Source organism: Streptomyces sp. NPDC002104 (assembly GCF_053593795.1).
This window is the reverse complement of sequence record NZ_JBSFDF010000004.1, coordinates 153,352-169,093: the sequence shown is the minus strand read 5'-3', so window position 1 is coordinate 169,093 and position 15,742 is coordinate 153,352. Positions and strand designations below refer to the sequence as shown.

The window sequence follows — 15,742 nt, the reverse complement described above, 5'->3', positions numbered from 1 at the left end:
CTCCTGTCAGTGGATGCCGGGCGATGCGGCTGCCCCGCTTGGCGGGCACCGGTCCGGCGGATGCGGCCGCGGCGCGGGCGGCACGGGCCCCGTTCCGCGCCGCGCGTCAGTTTCCCCGTACGGCGGCGGCCGCGTACTCGACGTACTCGTGCAGCCCGTACGCCAGCGCGAGGGCGGCGAAGGCCGAGGCCGCCACCGTCACCGCGAGGCCGACGGCGCCTGCGCGGCGGGCGCCGCCCCGCGGGCCGGCCGGAGCCGGCCCGAGCAGTGCCTCGACCCGCTGGGGCACCGGCCCGGAAGCCACCGACAGCAGCGGGTACCCGCTGCGGGTGCGCGGTTCCCGTGCGGCTCCGGCGAGGGCGGCCCTGGCGATGGCCGCCGCCGCCACCTTCCGGTTGCCGACCTCGGCCGCCGCGGCCTCGTCCGCCCAGCGCTCGAGGTGGAACCCCAGGCAGTCACGCACGCTCCGGAGCGCGGGATGCACCGTGGCGGACAGGTCGACCGCAGCCGACAGCAGATGGTGGCGGCCCGACAGGTGGGCGCGCTCGTGGGCCAGCAGCACCTCGCGCTCGCCGCTCTTCAGCGCTCGCAGCATGCCGGAGGTGACCACGATCCGGCCGCTCCGGCCCCGGTGGCCGGGCAGGGCGAAGGCATCCACGGCGCTTCCCGGGACCAGGAGCAGGTCCCCGTCGCCCGTTCCCAAGGCGGTCGCGAGCCAGGCGCGGTCGAGCAGGGAACGGTGCTGGAACCACCGCCGCGTCAGCAGCACGGTCTGGACGAGCAGGATCGCGCCGGCCGCGACGGCGAGCGGTACGGCCGCCGGCCAGGCCTCCCGTACACGCGCGAGGGGAACCCGCTCCAGCGAGGCGAGGAACGGCACCTGGAACAGGCCGATCAGCGCCGAGACCGTACCGCCGGCCATGAGGAGGGCCGCAGCGGTCAGGGTCCAGCAGGCGGCCCGGGGCGGCAGGACGCCGGCCAGGCGCCGGGCCAGCGGGGCGCCGCCCCAGGGCAACGCGAGGGCCAGCACGACCGCGACCAGGACGAAGGTCACTCGGCGGCCCCTTCGGCCCCTTCGTCCCCGGCAGCTTCGTCGGCCTCCAGAAGCAGGCGCCGCAGGGTCTCCTCGTCGCTCTCCGACAGCGAGGACACGAACCTCATCAGGACCAGGTCACGCCGCGGCTCGCTCTCGAGCTCCCGGCGCATCCGTCCGGCGACGAGCCCCGCCGCGTCCTCCACCGGCTCGTAGGCGAACCCGCGGCCGTACGGGATCCGGCGCAGCGTCCCCTTTTCGTAGAGCCGGGACAAGATGGTGGCCATCGTCGTCCGAGCCAGCCCCTGGCCGAGCACGGCGTTGACCTGCTGAGCGGTCATCGGCTCGCCGGCCTCCCACAGCACGGCCAGCACATCCGAGAGCAGCTCACCATGCGGACGCCTGTCGTCCCGACCCTTGCCCGGCATCTCTGTCCCGTCCTCCGTCAGCGTCCAGCGCACCCCTTCGTACCCTCGTCACGCAGTGGACGAAGTGGTTCTAAGGTATGCCTAATCTACCGGCTTCCAGCCGTCGCGACCGGCCGATCCCCAGGGGTGCGCATCTTTCGGTCCGCGCGGGCCAGAAGGCATCCATGAAGCGAAGCTGCGGTTCCTCCGCGCGCGGTGTCGGACCGCTCCTGCTCCTTCCCGTGCAGGCGGCCCTGATGGTCGGGCTGGGTCGGCTGGTCACCGGACCGGCGGCCGGACACTGGCCCCTGTCGGCCGAGGCCTCGATCGACAAGGACCTGGCGGAGGGCCGGGACCCGGCCACGTCCGGAGTCTCGGAGGTGTTCTCCGTACTCGCCGGGACCCAGGCCGTCATCGGTACGACCCTGGTCTGCATCGTCGCCCTGCTCGTCCTCCCGCGCGTCGCCCTGCGCGCCGAGGCACTGTTCCTCGGCGTCACGGTGGCCGCGCAGTCGGCGGTGTTCGTGCTGGTGACGGCCTTCGTGGACCGGCCGCGGCCCGAGGTTCCCCACGAGGACCCCGCGCCGCCCACGTCGAGCTTCCCCTCCGGGCACGTCGGTGCTTCCCTCGCGCTCTACGGGGGACTGGCCGTCATCGCCGCGCTGCGCCTGCGCGGCCCGTGGCGCTACGTGGTGACGGGCACCCTGCTGCTGATCCCGCCGGCCGTCGGACTGTCGCGGATGTACCGCGGCATGCACTACCCCAGCGATGTGGCGGGCGGCCTCCTCAACGGCACCCTGACCCTGCTGATCACCGGGTTCGCGCTGCTGCACGGGCGACGGGCCGCCGCGGAGCCCGACGCGGCGGAGCGGCCCGGGCGCGGGGCGCCCGTCCCGCGCGGCGCCGGCGGTCCGGTCCTCGTCGTGCGCCACCCGAACGGCTGCCCGGACGAGCTCGCGGACCGGCTGGCGGCCGTCCTGCGCGAGCACGGCCACCGGGACCTGCGGTGGATCCTGACCTCCGCCGATCTCCCTTGCGGCACGTTGGCCGAGGAGCTCCCCGCCGTCCGCCCCGCCCTCGTGGTGGTCTGCGGAGGCGACGGCACCCTGCGCGCCTGCGCCGAGGTCCTGGCGGGCACGCGGATCCCGCTGGCCCTGGTGCCCTGCGGCACCGGGAACCTGCTCGCCCGCAACCTCGGCCTCCCGATGGATCCGGCCGCGGCCCTGGCCGAGTCCCTGTCCGGGGAGAGCTTCGGCATCGACGTCGGCCGGGTCCGGGGCGACGGGCTCGAACCGATGCGGTTCACCGTCATGGCCGGCGCCGGATTCGACGCCGCGATGGTCCGGGACGCCTCCCCGCGGCTCAAGTCCCGGATGGGCTGGGCGGCGTACGTCCTGTCGGCCCTACGGCACCTGTGCGATCCCGGCGTCCACCTCACGGTCCGCGTCGACGGGGGCCGCCGGCTGCGGCGCAGGGCCCGCATGGTCGTCATCGGAAACGTCGGCACGCTGCAGGGCGGCCTGCCGCTCCTGCCGGCGGCGCGGCCGGACAGCGGACGCCTGGACGTGGTGCTCTTCGACCCGCGCGGCCCCGCCGGATGGCTCACCGCGGCCGGGCACCTGGGGGCCCGTCTGCTGCGCCGGCGCCCGCCGGCCGCCCCCGGCCCGGCAGCCCCGGACGGGCGCAGCGAGGCCGGGGGAGCGCTGGAGTACTTCAGCGCCACCCGGATCGACGTCCGCTGCTCCGTACCGCAGCCGCGCGAGCTCGACGGTGACGCCGTGAGCGACGGTCTGCGCCTCACCGCCGAGATCGAACCGGGAGCGCTGCGGGTGTACCTGCCCCGCGCGCCCGGGGCGGCGCAGGCCCAGCCCGCCGAGCGGCTTCCGGCGGCGGTCCCCGGCACACCGTCCTGACACCGGGCGCGCACGCCCCGTAGGCCCGCACGCCCCGTACGCCCGCGGGCCCCCGCAGGTACGCACGAGACGAGACACGAGAAGGCAGGAACACGATGGGCACGGCGCGCCGGGTACCGCAGCAGCACGATGTGAGCGGCGAGGAGCTCTCCGCCGACGAGGCGTGGACCGCACTGCGCCGCTACGGCGGCTGGAGCCTGGCGCGCGACTCCTTCGTGCGCTTCCGCTACGCCGACGGCTTCAGCCACGCCCGCGCGCTCGCCCTGCAGACCGTCCTGTCGATAGTCCCGCTGGCCATCGCGGCCGTCGGCCTGTCCGGGGTGCTGCACACCGAGGACGTGGGCCGGGTCGCCGAGCTCACCATCCGCGGGCTCACCAGCGGCCCGGGCCAGGCCGTCGTCGACGACGCGCTCAGCGAGAGCAGACGGCACGCCGGCGACGGCGGCCAGGCCGCGCTGTGGCTGGGCCTGCTGTTCTCGCTGGTCAACGTCACCACCGCCCTCTGCCAGGTGGAACGGGGCGCCAACCGCATCTACGGCAACGAGCGCGACCGGCCCTTCCTCGCCAAGTACAGCCGGGGCCTGGTGATGGCGGCCCTCGCGGGACTCCCGCTGGGGCTCAGCTTCATCCTCACCGTGCTGGGCACCCATCTGACCCGTGCGCTGGCCGAGGTGTACCGGCTCTCTCCCGACACCGTGCGGGCCTGGGACCTCCTGCGCTGGCCCATCGGCATCCTGCTCGCCGTACTCGCCACGAGCGCGATCTTCCGCCGCTCCCCGCGCCGGCGCCAACCCGGCTACACCTGGCTGGCCTTCGGGGCCGTCGTCCACCTGGTGCTGTGGAACCTCGCGACCTGGGCCCTGAGCCTCTACATCAGCGAGAGCAGTTCCTTCACCAGCGTCTACGGGCCCCTGAGCGCCATCGTGGCGCTGCTCCTGTGGTCCTACCTCACCTCGATGGCACTCTTCCTCGGCCTCTCCTTCGCCGCCCAGCTGGAAGCCGTACGGGCGGGGGTGAAGGAGCCGGTCAGGAAGGACCCCGGGGTCTGACCACCCCGGCCTCGGGCCACCGGCGGCCGGAGGCCCGCCACCGCACGCACACGAGAGGGAGCCGCCACCATGGCACGGCGCACGGAAGGTGCTGGACGCGTTCAGCGGAATCCGGAAGGAGCCCGGCAGCCGGAAGGACCGGGGCAGCCGGAAGGACCGGGGCAGCCGGGAGGACCCCGGCAGCCGCGCGGAGCCGAGCGTCCGCCGGGTCCGCTACGGAGCCTGCTCGCGCGGCACGCCGGAACCGACGCCACCTTCGGCGCGAGACTCCTGCTCGTCGCGGCCGCGACGGCCCTGGCAGCCGTCCCCTTCGCCCTCGCCCTCGTACTGGTGGAGTCCCAGTGGGCGCCACTGCACCGCCTGGACCAGGGCGTGGCCGAACGCCTCCACGCCGAGGCGCTCGCCCACCCGGACCGGGTGGCCCTCCTGCGGGTGCTCTCGGACCGGGTGTGGGACCCGGTCACCATGCGGCTGCTGGTCGCCGTGCTCGTGGCCTGGCTGGTGAGCCGGCGCGCCTGGCGGCTGGCGGCCTGGGCCGGCGTCACGGCCGTCGCGGGCGGTCTGATCGGGCTGCTGGTCAAGAGCGCGGTGGAGCGGGCGCGGCCGCATCTGCCGGACCCCGTCGCCCACGCGCCCGGCTTCTCCTTCCCCTCCGGCCACGCGATGACGGCGACGACCTCGTGCGCCGTCCTGCTGCTGGTCCTGCTGCCGATGATTCCGCGGGCCTGGCGTCCGCTGCCCTGGGTGGTCGCGCTGGTCACCGTGGTGGGCGTCGGCTACACGCGGGTCGCGCTGGGGGTCCACTGGGTCAGCGACGTCGTGGGCGGCTGGCTGCTGGGCCTCGGGGTGGTCACCGCGACGGCCCTGGTCTTCGAGGCCTGGCGGTCCGACACCGGACGCCGCCGCAGCGCGGTGGCCGAGGGCCTGGAGCCGGAACTCACCGGACCGGACCCCGAAGCGCACCCGACCGGCCCGACCGGCGCGACCGACCCTGGCGACCCGCCCGCGCCCGCCCCACCTGCCGCCTGTCGGCCAGGCGCCGACGAGTTCGAGCCCTTCGCCACGCGGCGCGGGCCCGGCGGGGGAGCGGAGCCCGATCGGGGGCAGGCGAACCGACCGACAGCTCCTACAGCTCCGACATCCGAAGGAGAACGGCCATGCTGATCACCGTCAGTCGCTCCGGGGGTTTCACCGGTGCGGACAAGATGCGGAAGATCGACACCTCCGTCCGGCGGGACGCCGCGGAATGGGAGGGTCTCGCGCGGCGCGCCGTACGACCGGTCGCGGACGGCTTCCACTACCGGATCACCATCGACGGCCAGACGGTCGACCTCGACGAGGCGGGCCTGACCGGCGACCAGCGGGAACTGATCCGTGCGGTTCTCGGCGAAGGGGCCTGACCTGCGCCACCGCCGCGAAAAAGTCTGCGCTCCGACCGTTTGGGCTCCCGGAGACCGGCCATAAGAAGGGACACGGGAGTCCGCGACGGTGAGCGGCGCGGAGTCCCCAGCGGGCCCGAGCCGCGCGGTGGCAACCCCCCCAGCCATCGCGCGGCCGGGGCTCCGCGGCCGCGGCGGCCCGTCGGTACCCGGGTCGCCCCCCGGCTACATGTGGGGCATGCCGTAGTAGTGGGCGAACCGCTCCAGGTAGCCGGGCTCGCCCGCGTGCTTCGCCTCGTCGAACTCGGGTGCGTTCTCGATCTGCTCCTTGGTCCGGTCGACGTAGACCTTCTCCCCGGCGGTGTCGATCCGGCGGACGGTGCCGGCCGGAAGCAGGACGCGCCTGCCGAAGATCCAGGCTCCGGTGTCGACGACGAGGTACGACGCGCCGACGCCCTCGGAGTGCTTGTCGATCTTTCCGATGTGTCCGTCCGTGGCCTCGACCGCATAGCCGATCAGGTCGATCCCCGTCAGATGGCCGCTGTCCTGTCCGTAGCCCCAGATGCCTGCCTCACCCATCGCTCCCACCTCGCTTCGCCCCGGCCTTCCCGGAGTCCCTCCGGGGCGGCTGCCCGTCCCAGGTGACAGGAAACCCCCGGCACGGCGCACCCAGAGAGCGCCCGACCGGACATCCGACCGGACAGCCGACCGGACATCCGGCCGGGCATACGAATGGAAGGACATCCCCGTGGCACGCACCGTCGCCCACGTCATCGTCGACGCATTCAAGGAACTGGGGGTCCGGCAGGTCTTCGGAGTCGTCGGGGACGCCCTGAACCCCCTGACCGACGCGATCCGCACCACGGACGGCCTGGAGTGGATCGGCTGCCGGCACGAGGAGGTGGCGGCCTTCGCCGCCGGGGCGCAATCGCAGCTCTCCGGAACCATCGGGGTGTGCATGGGCACGGTGGGACCGGGTTCCGTGCACCTCCTCAACGGTCTCTACGACGCGGCCAAGAGCCACACCCCGGTGCTCGCGATCTGCGGCCAGGTCCCCCTCGCGGAGATCGGCAGCGACTACTTCCAGGAAGTCGACAACGACCTCCTCTTCCGCGACGTGGCCGTCTTCCGGGCCACGGTCACCTCCCCGGACCAGATGCCCCGCTTGCTGGAGTCCGCGGTGCGCGCCGCCGTGTCACAGGGCGGAGTGGCCGTACTGACCGTCCCCGGCGACCTCGGCGACCAGGAACTGAGCGAGGACCGGCCGACCCGCTTCGCCCTCGACCAGCCCGTGACCCGGCCCGACGACCCGGCCCTCGCCGCGGCCGCCGAACTCCTCAACGCCGCTTCGCGCGTCACCCTGCTCGTCGGCCGCGGAGCTCGGGACGCCCGCGCCGAAGTGCTCCGTACCGCCGATCTCCTCGCCGCGCCCATGGTGCTCACGCTGAAGGCGAAGGAGGGGTTCGAGGACGAGAACCCCTTCCAGGTGGGCCAGACCGGCCTGATCGGCAACCCGGCCGCCGCCCACGCCCTCGACCAGGGCGATGCCCTCCTCATGCTGGGCACCGACTTCCCCTACCGCGAGTGGTACCCGAAGGACCGCAAGGTCGTCCAGGTCGACACCCGCGGGGAGCATCTGGGCCGGCGGGTCCCCGTCGACGTGGGCCTCGTGGGCGATGTCGGAGCCACGCTGCGCGCCCTGCTCCCGCTCCTGAAGCAGGCCCCCGACCGCGCGCACCTGGACGATGCCCGGGACCGGTTCGCCCACTGGACCGAGGGGCAGCAGAGGCTCGCCGACCCGGCTCACGAGCACCGGTGGACCGGCAAGCTGCGGGCGGTGCTGGACAACCGCGACCACGAGATCCGCCCCGAGGCGCTGGCCGCCGCCGTGGACGCGTACGCGAGCGAGGACGCCGTCTTCACCTCCGACACCGGCATGGCCACCGTCTGGCTCTCCCGCTTCGTCACCATGCGCGGTACGCGGCGCCTGATCGGCTCGTACAACCTCGGGTCCATGGCCAACGCCATGCCGCAGGCCCTCGGAGCCCAGCTGTGGGCGCCCGACCGCCAGATCGTCGCCTTCTGCGGAGACGGCAGCCTGAGCATGCTGCTGGGTGACCTCATGACGATCAAGACCTACCGGCTGCCGGTGAAACTCGTCGTCTTCGACAACCGGCGGCTGGGCATGGTCAAACTCGAACAGGAACAGGCCGGCCTGCCCGAATTCGGTACGGAGCTCGACAATCCCGATTTCGCGGCGGTCGCCACGGCCCTCGGTCTGACCGGCCTGCGCGTCACGGATCCGGCCGATCTGGACGAAGCCGTACGCCGGGCGCTCGACACCCCGGGCCCGGTCCTGCTGGACGTCCTGACCAATCCCGAAGAGGTGGCCGTGCCGCCCGAACCGTCGGTGGGCCAGGGAGTGGGGTTCGCCCTCGCCAAGATCAAGGAAGTGGGGTCGCGGCGCCGGGCGGGAAAGTGAGGACCCCGGCCCCCTCCCGCGCCGGGGCTACGCGTCCTGCGGTGCCACCACGGTGAAGAGCGCTCCGTCGGGATCGGAGAGAACCATCCACCGGCTCGTGGCGGAGGTCTGTACGGGGGAGGCCGCCCTGCCGCCGAGACCGGTGGCGGCGTCGATCGCGGATTCGAGGTCGGGCACGTGGAAGTGGACGTGCCAGCGGGGGCGCACCTCGGGGTCCGGGGCTTCTTCGAGCGCGCCGCCGCTGATGCGGGCCACGGTGTCGTGGCCGTGGCGCAGGACGACGTGGTCGTGTTCGTAGGAGACGGTGCAGCTGCCGGGCCGCCGGCTGTCCCAGTCCAGTACCTCTCCGTAGAAGATGGCGGCGGCGAACGCGTCCCGGGTGCGCAGTTCCAGCCAGGCCGGGGCGGTTCCGCGGCCCATCGACCAGTCGGGGACGGCCTCGCCGTGCCAGAACCCGAAGACGGCCCCGGCGGGGTCCGCCGCCAAGGCGGCCCGTCCGGTACCGAAGGCCAGGGGGCCGACCGCCATCGTCGCGCCGCGTTCACGGATCCGTGCGGCCGTCGCGTCGGCGTCCTCGACGGCGAAGTACGGCGTCCACACCGCGGGCACGCCGCGGCTCCCGGTGAGCGCGCCGATGCCGGCGACGGGGGAACCGTCGCGGAAGGCGACGAGGACGCCGTCGCCGAGGTGGGTGGGTCGGAACTCCCACCCGAGCACGGCGCCGTAGAACCTCTGGGCGGACGGGAGATCCCGGGCCAGGAGGCTGACCCAGCAGGGGGTACCGGGGATCTCACGGCTCGACGTCGACACAGTTGCCGGCCTCATCTGCTGCTCACGTGGAACGGGACATTTCCCACAGTAGACCGGACGACGCCGACGGGAGGACTCCGCGGCGTTCCGGCCGTGTCGCCCGCAACACCTGCCGTCACGGTGTCTGGCACGGGGTGGACGGGGCAGGCGACGGGCATGAACGAATCCCTTGAGAACGTGTCCAGCAGCTACTACGTCACCGTCCGGGGGGAGCGCTTCACCTGTGGTGAGGTGACGGGTCTCGGTCCCCAGGGGGACCTCGGCCTGCCCGGGCAGGTGCTCACGCTCACCCTCGACGAGTGCGTCATCACCGACGCTCCCGGGGCCCGGGACTGGGCCCTGTCCTCCACGGAGGCGCCCGCCGAGCCGTGCAACGTCAAGATCGAGGAGATCCGGGAGGGTTCCGAGGCCCCGCTCACCACGTGGTACCTCACGGACGCCCGGCCGGACTCGATCACCGACCACAGCACGACGGCGACCAGTCACGAAACCCGGATCGGCCGACTCGTCATGCACGCCGCGAAGATCTCTCCGGACACGCCGTAGGCTCCGGGCCCTGAGCCCGGCGGTCCGCCGTACCCGCCCCCCGCGGCCCGCCGCCGGGGGCGCACGCCGGGCACAGACCGCGGTAGGTGACGTCGGCCTCGGACACGGTGAAGCCGAACCGCTCCCGCGCCGGAAGCCCGGCCAGCGGATCGCCGGTCGGGTGGACGTCGCGGATGATGCCGCAGCCGGAGCACACGAGGTGCTGGTGCGGACGGTGCGCGTTGGGGTCGTAGCGCTTCGCACGGCCGTGGGCGGCGATCTCCACGACCTCACCGAGAGCCACCAGTTCGCCCAGGGTGTTGTAGACGGTGGCCCGGGCGATCTCGGGCAGCCGCCGCGCCGCGCGCGCGTGCACCTCGTCGGCCGTGAGGTGCACGTGCTCCCCGTCGAGGGCTTCCGCGACGACGCGCCGCTGGGACGTCATGCGCCAGCCGCGCCTTCTCAGCCGTTCCAGCAGGTCGCTCATTTCGGTTCGCCTCTCCAATGCGTGTCGGGACGGTCGTCACTCTCGATTGAAATTCCGCGTGTTCCGCTTCGAATTCCGATTCTCATATCGGCGGGGGAGGCCGTGATGATCGGAAGATGTCACCCCTGGATTTCGAGTGCCGGTTACGTGGCGGTGCCCTGCGTGTTCTCGTAGCGGTGCGGTCTGCGGTGCGCGACCATACGGACGCCGATACGCGCTCGATTATCGACCTCGTCCGTGAGGATATGTTCTCGTCGGCGGCGCGGGTCGCCCTGCTCGACTCGCGAAGCCGACGGCATCAGGAGCAGTCAGCGCGGCCGGCAGCGGAAATCACCGAGACAGGAAGAAGGGCTGACGTGTCCGGCAGCGAAAGCGAGAACCCGGTAATTCCCTCCCCGACCCCCGCGCCGACCCGTCCCAGGACGAACCGGGACTGGTGGCCGAACCAGCTGGACCTTCAGGTTCTCCACCAGCACGCGCCCGGCTCCAATCCGATGGGTGAGGACTTCGACTACGCGGCGGAGTTCGCGTCCCTGGACGTCGAGGCGCTGAAGCGGGACGTCTTCGAGGTGATGACCGCCTCCCAGGAGTGGTGGCCCGCCGACTACGGCCACTACGGGCCGCTCTTCATCCGGATGAGCTGGCACGCCGCGGGCACGTACCGCATCGCCGACGGCCGCGGCGGGGGCGGCTCCGGCGCGCAGCGCTTCGCACCCCTCAACAGCTGGCCGGACAACGCCAGTCTCGACAAGGCCCGCCGTCTGCTCTGGCCGGTGAAGCAGAAGTACGGCCGACAGATCTCCTGGGCCGACCTGCTGGTGTTCGCCGGCAACTGCGCCATCGAATCCATGGGGTTGAAGACCTTCGGGTTCGGTTTCGGGCGGGAGGACATCTGGGAGCCCGAGGAGATCTTCTGGGGGTCGGAGGACACCTGGCTCGGGGACGAGCGCTACAGCGGCGACAGGGAACTCACCGGTCCCTTCGGCGCGGTGCAGATGGGACTGATCTACGTCAATCCCGAGGGGCCCAACGGCAATCCGGATCCCCTCGCCGCCGCCCGGGACATCCGCGAGACCTTCGCGCGCATGGCGATGAACGACGAGGAGACGGCCGCGCTGATCATCGGCGGCCACACCTTCGGCAAGTGCCACGGCGCGGTCGGCTCCGAGTACATCGGTCCGGAGCCCGAGGGCTGCCCCATCGAGCAGCAGGCCCTCGGCTGGAAGAACTCCTACGGCAGCGGGGCGGGGGCCGACTCCCTCACCAGCGGGCTGGAGGGCGCGTGGACCTCCGAGCCGACGAAGTGGGACAACGGGTACCTGGACAACCTGTTCCGCTACGACTGGGAGCTCACGACCAGCCCGGCCGGCGCCAAGCAGTGGACGCCCACGGACCCCTCGGCCCAGGGCACGGTGCCCGACGCCCACGATCCGTCGAAGCGGCACGCGCCCATGATGCTGACGACGGACCTCTCGATGAAGCTTGATCCGGTCTACGGGCCGATCTCGAAGGCCTTCCACGAGAACCCCGACCGGCTCGCGGACGCGTTCGCCAAGGCCTGGTACAAGCTGCTGCACCGCGACATGGGGCCCCTCTCGCGCTACCTCGGCCCCTGGATCCCCGAGCCGCAGCTGTGGCAGGACCCCGTTCCCGCGGTCGATCACGCACTGGTCGGGGAGGCGGAGACCGCCGACCTCAAGGGCCGGATCCTCGCGACGGGCCTGTCGGTCGCCCAACTCGTCACCACCGCCTGGGCGTCGGCGGCGAGCTTCCGCGGCACCGACATGCGCGGCGGGGCCAACGGGGCACGGATCCGGCTCGCACCGCAGAAGGACTGGGAGCTCAACGCGCTGCCCGAGGTGACCGAGGTGATCCGGGCCCTGGAGGGGATCCAGCGGGACTTCAACGCTTCCCAGGCCGTGGGCGGGGCGAAGATCTCGCTCGCCGACCTGATCGTGCTGGGCGGGTGCGCGGCCGTCGAACGGGCCGCGAAGGACGCCGGGCACGCCGTCACGGTCCCGTTCGCGCCGGGGCGCACGGACGCTTCGCAGGAGCAGACCGATGCCGAGTCCTTCGCCGTGCTCGAACCCAGGGCGGACGGGTTCCGCAACTACCTCCCGTCCGGGGAGAAGCTCTCGCCGGAGACCCTCCTGCTGGACCGCGCCAGCCTGCTGACGCTGACCGCACCCGAGATGACGGTGCTGACCGGTGGCATGCGGGCCCTGAACACCGGCTTCGGCGGTTCCGCGCACGGGGTCTTCACCGACCGGCCGGAAACGCTGACCAACGACTTCTTCGTCAACCTGCTCGACATGCGCACCGAGTGGAAGGCTTCGGCCTCCGACGAGAACGTCTTCGAAGGCCGGGACGTCGCGACGGGCGAGGTCAAGTGGACGGCCACCGCCGTCGACCTCGTCTTCGGATCGCACTCCCAGCTCCGGGCCATCGCCGAGGTCTACGCCGCGAAGGACGCCGGAGAGAAGCTCGTGCGCGACTTCGTGGCGGCGTGGGACAAGGTCATGAACCTCGACCGGTTCGACCTGGCCTGACCCCGGGGCGCCGGCCGGCCGCTCCCCGGCCGGCCGGGGCGTCCTGACCCGCTCACCGTGCTGCGAAGGGAGCGAAGCCCAGCTCGCCCTGTGTTCCCCGGGCACGGTGCGCCAGCCGGCGGGCGGCGTGCACGCTGCGTCGCGCCAGGCAGAGCTCGCCCGCAGAGACGTTGCAGGTCGGGCACGGCTCGGCGAACGCGCCGTGCCGGAAACGGCGGTGCGTCTCGTAGGCGGCGTCCAGCATCGCGTCGAGCGCCGAATGCGGCAGGCCGACGGCTATGGGGGCGGCTGCGCGTACCGACCGGCAGGGGGTGGCCAGGACCGGGGTGGTGGTCGTCAAGGCATCTCCTCGTGCGACTGGGGGCGTATGCGAGCCTCACACTCCAGTCGAAAGGGCGGGGCCTGGCCGTTGTCCTCGTGTACCCGCGTCACCGCTGCTCAGACATCGCCGCGGGCCGCACCGCGGATCGGCCCCTGCTCCGAGGAGCAGGGGCCGGGACTCCGTAGGGCCGGTACGGACCCGGCCGGGCCGGGTCAGACCGGGGCGGGTCAGACCGGGCGGGTCAGACCGAGGCGGGTCAGACCGGGCCGTGTCAGACCGGGGCGGGGAACCTGTCCCAGGCGCGGTGTTCCGCCAGCCCCCGGGTGATGCCCTTCAGGGCGGCGGCGGGGGTGGCGGCGAACGCGATACCGGGATCGCCCTCCCGGATGCCGGCCGCTCGCAGGACGCGGGAGGAGTCGTTCCAGCCGCCGATGGCCTTGCCGTGGCGGTAGGCCTCCGCGAGCAGCAGGACGACCCGGGGGTCGGGGCCGTCCGCGTCCGGGGCTCCGGCCTTGGCGTCGCGGGCGCCGCGGGCGTCGGCCGCCGCCGTGGGCGTGCCGGCGAGGAGGAGGGCGTCGAACTCGATGGAACGCGAGGCGGCGAACGTCCGCTGGACCGTGACCGGGTTCTTCCCGGTACCGAGCGCGCCGCCCGTGGGGGCGATCACGAGAGGGACCATCCCGGCCTTCAGGACGGCGTCCCGCACGGCACGGACGCCCTTCAGATCGGAGCCGGCGTCGGCGACGATGCCGATGACCCGTCCGTCGAGCGGCCAGGTGCCGCCGATTTGGGACAGCGCCGGGCTCGGCGCCGGTTCGGTGAGGGGCCGGGTGGGGGCCGGCGCGGGAAGCCCGAGCCCGGTGGCCACCTCCGCGCACAGCCGCGCGTCGATGTTCGCCAGGACGGACAGGACGCGTTCCCTGATGGCCTGCTCCGTGCACTTGGTGAGTTCGAAGGTGTACGCGGCGATGATGTGCTCGCGCTCGACCGGCGTCATGCTCAGCCAGAAGAGCCGCGGCTGCGTGAAGTGGTCGTCGAACGAGGCGGGAGCCTCACGGACCTTGCGGGCCGCGGGCAGCTCCACCGGCACCTCGATGAAGGCGCCCGTGTCGGCGCCGGCGAGGAAGGGGCAGCCCCCGTCGAGGCTGTTGGGCCGGTACGGCGCGACCCCGGAGTGGACGGCGGTCTGGTGCATGCCGTCGCGGAGCATGTCGTTGACGGGGGCGTGCGGCCGGTTGATGGGGATCTGGCCGAAGTTGGGGCCGCCGAGGCGGCTGATCTGGGTGTCGAGGTAGGAGAAGAGCCGGCCGGCGAGCAGGGGGTCGTCGGTGACGTCGATACCGGGGACGAGGTGGCCGGGGTGGAAGGCGACCTGCTCGGTCTCCGCGAAGTAGTTCGTCGGGTTGGCGTTCAGCGTCATCAGGCCGATGGGCCGGACCGGGGCCAGTTCCTCCGGAACGATCTTCGTGGGGTCGAGCAGGTCGATGCCCTCGAAGGTCTGCTCCGGGGTGTCGGGGAAGGTCTGGACGCCCAGTTCCCACTGGGGGAACGCGCCCGCCTCGATCGCGTCGGCCAGGTCGCGGCGGTGGAAGTCCGGGTCCATGCCGTTCGTGAGCTGTGCCTCCTCCCAGACCAGGGAGTGCACGCCCAGCTTCGGCTTCCAGTGGAACTTCACCAGCGTCGTGGCGCCCTTGGCGTTGACGAGGCGGAAGGTGTGGACGCCGAAGCCCTCCATCATCCGCAGCGATCGGGGGATCGCGCGGTCGGACATGTTCCAGAGGGTGTGGTGGGTGGCTTCGGTGTGCAGGGACACGAAGTCCCAGAACGTGTCGTGCGCGCTCTGCGCCTGCGGGATCTCCCGGTCGGGGTGGGGCTTCCCGGCGTGGATGACGTCGGGGAACTTGACCGCGTCCTGGATGAAGAACACCGGGATGTTGTTGCCGACCAGGTCGAAGGTGCCCTCGCCGGTGTAGAACTTCGTGGCGAACCCCCGGGTGTCGCGTACGGTGTCGGCCGAGCCGCGCGCGCCGAGGACGGTGGAGAACCGGACGAAGACCGGAGTCTCGACGCCCTTCGCCAGGAAGGCCGCCCTGGTGAGCTTCCCCGCGGTGCCGTAGCCCTGGAAGACCCCGTGGGCGGCCGCGCCCCGGGCGTGCACGACGCGCTCGGGAATCCGCTCGTGGTCGAAGTGCGTGATCTTCTCCCGCAGGTGGTGGTCCTGCAGCAGTACCGGCCCCCGCGCACCCGCCTTCAGGGAATGGTCGCTCTCGTACAGCCGGGCCCCCTGCGCGGTCGTCAGGTACGCGCCGCCCTGCGCCACCGCGGCCCGGGGCGCGCCGGTGGGCTGTCCCGTGGGGCTGAGGGTGTCCGGGCCGTCCTGGTCCGGTTTCGGCGGCAACGGCTCGTGCGCGGCGGCCGGCTCGGCCGGCCCGGCCTCCGCGGGCGGTCGCGGGGAGGAGCGGCCGGAGGCGCCGGGGGAGGCGACTCGCTTCTTCGGCCCGGCCGTCGCGGCCTTCTTCGCCGTGGCCTTGGTCGCCTTCTTCTGCACCATGCGTGAGGTCTCCTCCTGGGCGGACTGCGGGGCCTGCGGGATCCTCCGCCGTATGCCCGGCAGGCGGTGGTCATGCCCCAGGGGCAAGCCTTCGGCTTCTTTCCGCCCCGGGCACGCCGAGTACGGCCATCTCGGCTAAGGGGCCCCGGGCGCAGCCCCCGCTGCCGCCGAGTCGGCGTCGGCAGGCCGGTCGGACCAGATGTTCGGAGGTCCCGACGACTCCCGGGCGGGTGTC

General features: G+C 72.8%; 12 protein-coding genes and 2 pseudogenes. 7 read left to right on the top strand and 7 right to left on the bottom strand.

Features of this window, described 5'->3' with window-relative positions:
* Nucleotides 1-106: 106 nt before the first annotated feature.
* Nucleotides 107-1,054: a M56 family metallopeptidase gene (locus tag ACWCP2_RS05625; RefSeq protein WP_450907283.1), complete on the bottom strand. Its 948-nt coding sequence runs from the start codon at nt 1,052-1,054 to the stop codon at nt 107-109.
* The gene (locus ACWCP2_RS05620) at nt 1,051-1,461 is read right to left on the bottom strand and encodes a BlaI/MecI/CopY family transcriptional regulator (protein WP_450907282.1); all 411 of its coding nucleotides are present in this window, start codon (nt 1,459-1,461) and stop codon (nt 1,051-1,053) included. The genes ACWCP2_RS05625 and ACWCP2_RS05620 overlap by 4 nt, the downstream gene beginning before the upstream one ends.
* A gap of 164 nt (nt 1,462-1,625) precedes the next feature.
* Between ACWCP2_RS05620 and ACWCP2_RS05615 the strand changes: the two genes are divergently transcribed.
* The 4 genes and pseudogenes from ACWCP2_RS05615 (at nt 1,626) to ACWCP2_RS05600 (ending at nt 5,802) form a co-directional block, all read left to right on the top strand.
* Nucleotides 1,626-3,353, top strand: coding sequence for a diacylglycerol kinase family protein (locus tag ACWCP2_RS05615; RefSeq protein WP_450907281.1), 1,728 nt, complete (start codon nt 1,626-1,628; stop codon nt 3,351-3,353).
* A 95-nt stretch (nt 3,354-3,448) separates the two neighbouring features.
* Entirely contained in the window at nt 3,449-4,402 is a 954-nt protein-coding gene (locus tag ACWCP2_RS05610; protein ID WP_450907280.1) for a YihY/virulence factor BrkB family protein, read from the top strand.
* A gap of 222 nt (nt 4,403-4,624) precedes the next feature.
* Nucleotides 4,625-5,377: pseudogene (locus tag ACWCP2_RS05605) on the top strand (phosphatase PAP2 family protein); the annotation flags it as partial.
* Nucleotides 5,378-5,559: 182 nt separating this feature from the next.
* On the top strand, nt 5,560-5,802 hold the full coding sequence (locus ACWCP2_RS05600; protein ID WP_450907279.1) for a protealysin inhibitor emfourin: 243 nt from the start codon (nt 5,560-5,562) through the stop codon (nt 5,800-5,802).
* Between the two features lie 204 nt (nt 5,803-6,006).
* On the opposite strand, the gene ACWCP2_RS05595 is transcribed toward ACWCP2_RS05600, so the two are convergent.
* Complete coding sequence (locus tag ACWCP2_RS05595; RefSeq protein WP_450907278.1) at nt 6,007-6,360, bottom strand: PRC-barrel domain-containing protein; 354 nt, start codon at nt 6,358-6,360, stop codon at nt 6,007-6,009.
* 169 nt (nt 6,361-6,529) lie between these two features.
* On the opposite strand from ACWCP2_RS05595, the gene ACWCP2_RS05590 reads away from it, so the two are divergent.
* Entirely contained in the window at nt 6,530-8,263 is a 1,734-nt protein-coding gene (locus ACWCP2_RS05590) for a thiamine pyrophosphate-dependent enzyme (RefSeq protein ID WP_450907277.1), read from the top strand.
* Nucleotides 8,264-8,290: 27 nt separating this feature from the next.
* Here ACWCP2_RS05590 and ACWCP2_RS05585 read toward each other — a convergent pair whose 3' ends face one another.
* On the bottom strand, nt 8,291-9,022 hold the full coding sequence (locus tag ACWCP2_RS05585; RefSeq protein WP_450907374.1) for a VOC family protein: 732 nt from the start codon (nt 9,020-9,022) through the stop codon (nt 8,291-8,293).
* Between the two features lie 207 nt (nt 9,023-9,229).
* Here ACWCP2_RS05585 and ACWCP2_RS05580 point away from each other — a divergent pair, with 207 nt between their 5' ends.
* Nucleotides 9,230-9,619, top strand: coding sequence for a hypothetical protein (locus ACWCP2_RS05580; RefSeq protein ID WP_450907276.1), 390 nt, complete (start codon nt 9,230-9,232; stop codon nt 9,617-9,619).
* 58 nt (nt 9,620-9,677) lie between these two features.
* On the opposite strand, the pseudogene ACWCP2_RS05575 reads toward ACWCP2_RS05580, so the two are convergent.
* A pseudogene (locus tag ACWCP2_RS05575) lies at nt 9,678-10,085 on the bottom strand (Fur family transcriptional regulator); the annotation flags it as partial.
* A gap of 356 nt (nt 10,086-10,441) precedes the next feature.
* Between ACWCP2_RS05575 and katG the strand changes: the two are divergent.
* Nucleotides 10,442-12,634 carry a catalase/peroxidase HPI gene (gene katG, locus ACWCP2_RS05570; protein ID WP_450907275.1) on the top strand — a complete coding sequence of 731 codons (2,193 nt, stop codon included), beginning with the start codon at nt 10,442-10,444 and terminating at the stop codon, nt 12,632-12,634.
* A gap of 52 nt (nt 12,635-12,686) precedes the next feature.
* Here katG and ACWCP2_RS05565 read toward each other — a convergent pair whose 3' ends face one another.
* Nucleotides 12,687-12,974 (bottom strand): hypothetical protein, encoded by a 288-nt coding sequence (locus ACWCP2_RS05565; RefSeq protein WP_450907274.1) that lies wholly within the window; start codon nt 12,972-12,974, stop codon nt 12,687-12,689.
* Nucleotides 12,975-13,227: 253 nt separating this feature from the next.
* Complete coding sequence (locus ACWCP2_RS05560; RefSeq protein ID WP_450907273.1) at nt 13,228-15,507, bottom strand: catalase; 2,280 nt, start codon at nt 15,505-15,507, stop codon at nt 13,228-13,230.
* Nucleotides 15,508-15,742 lie beyond the last annotated feature (235 nt).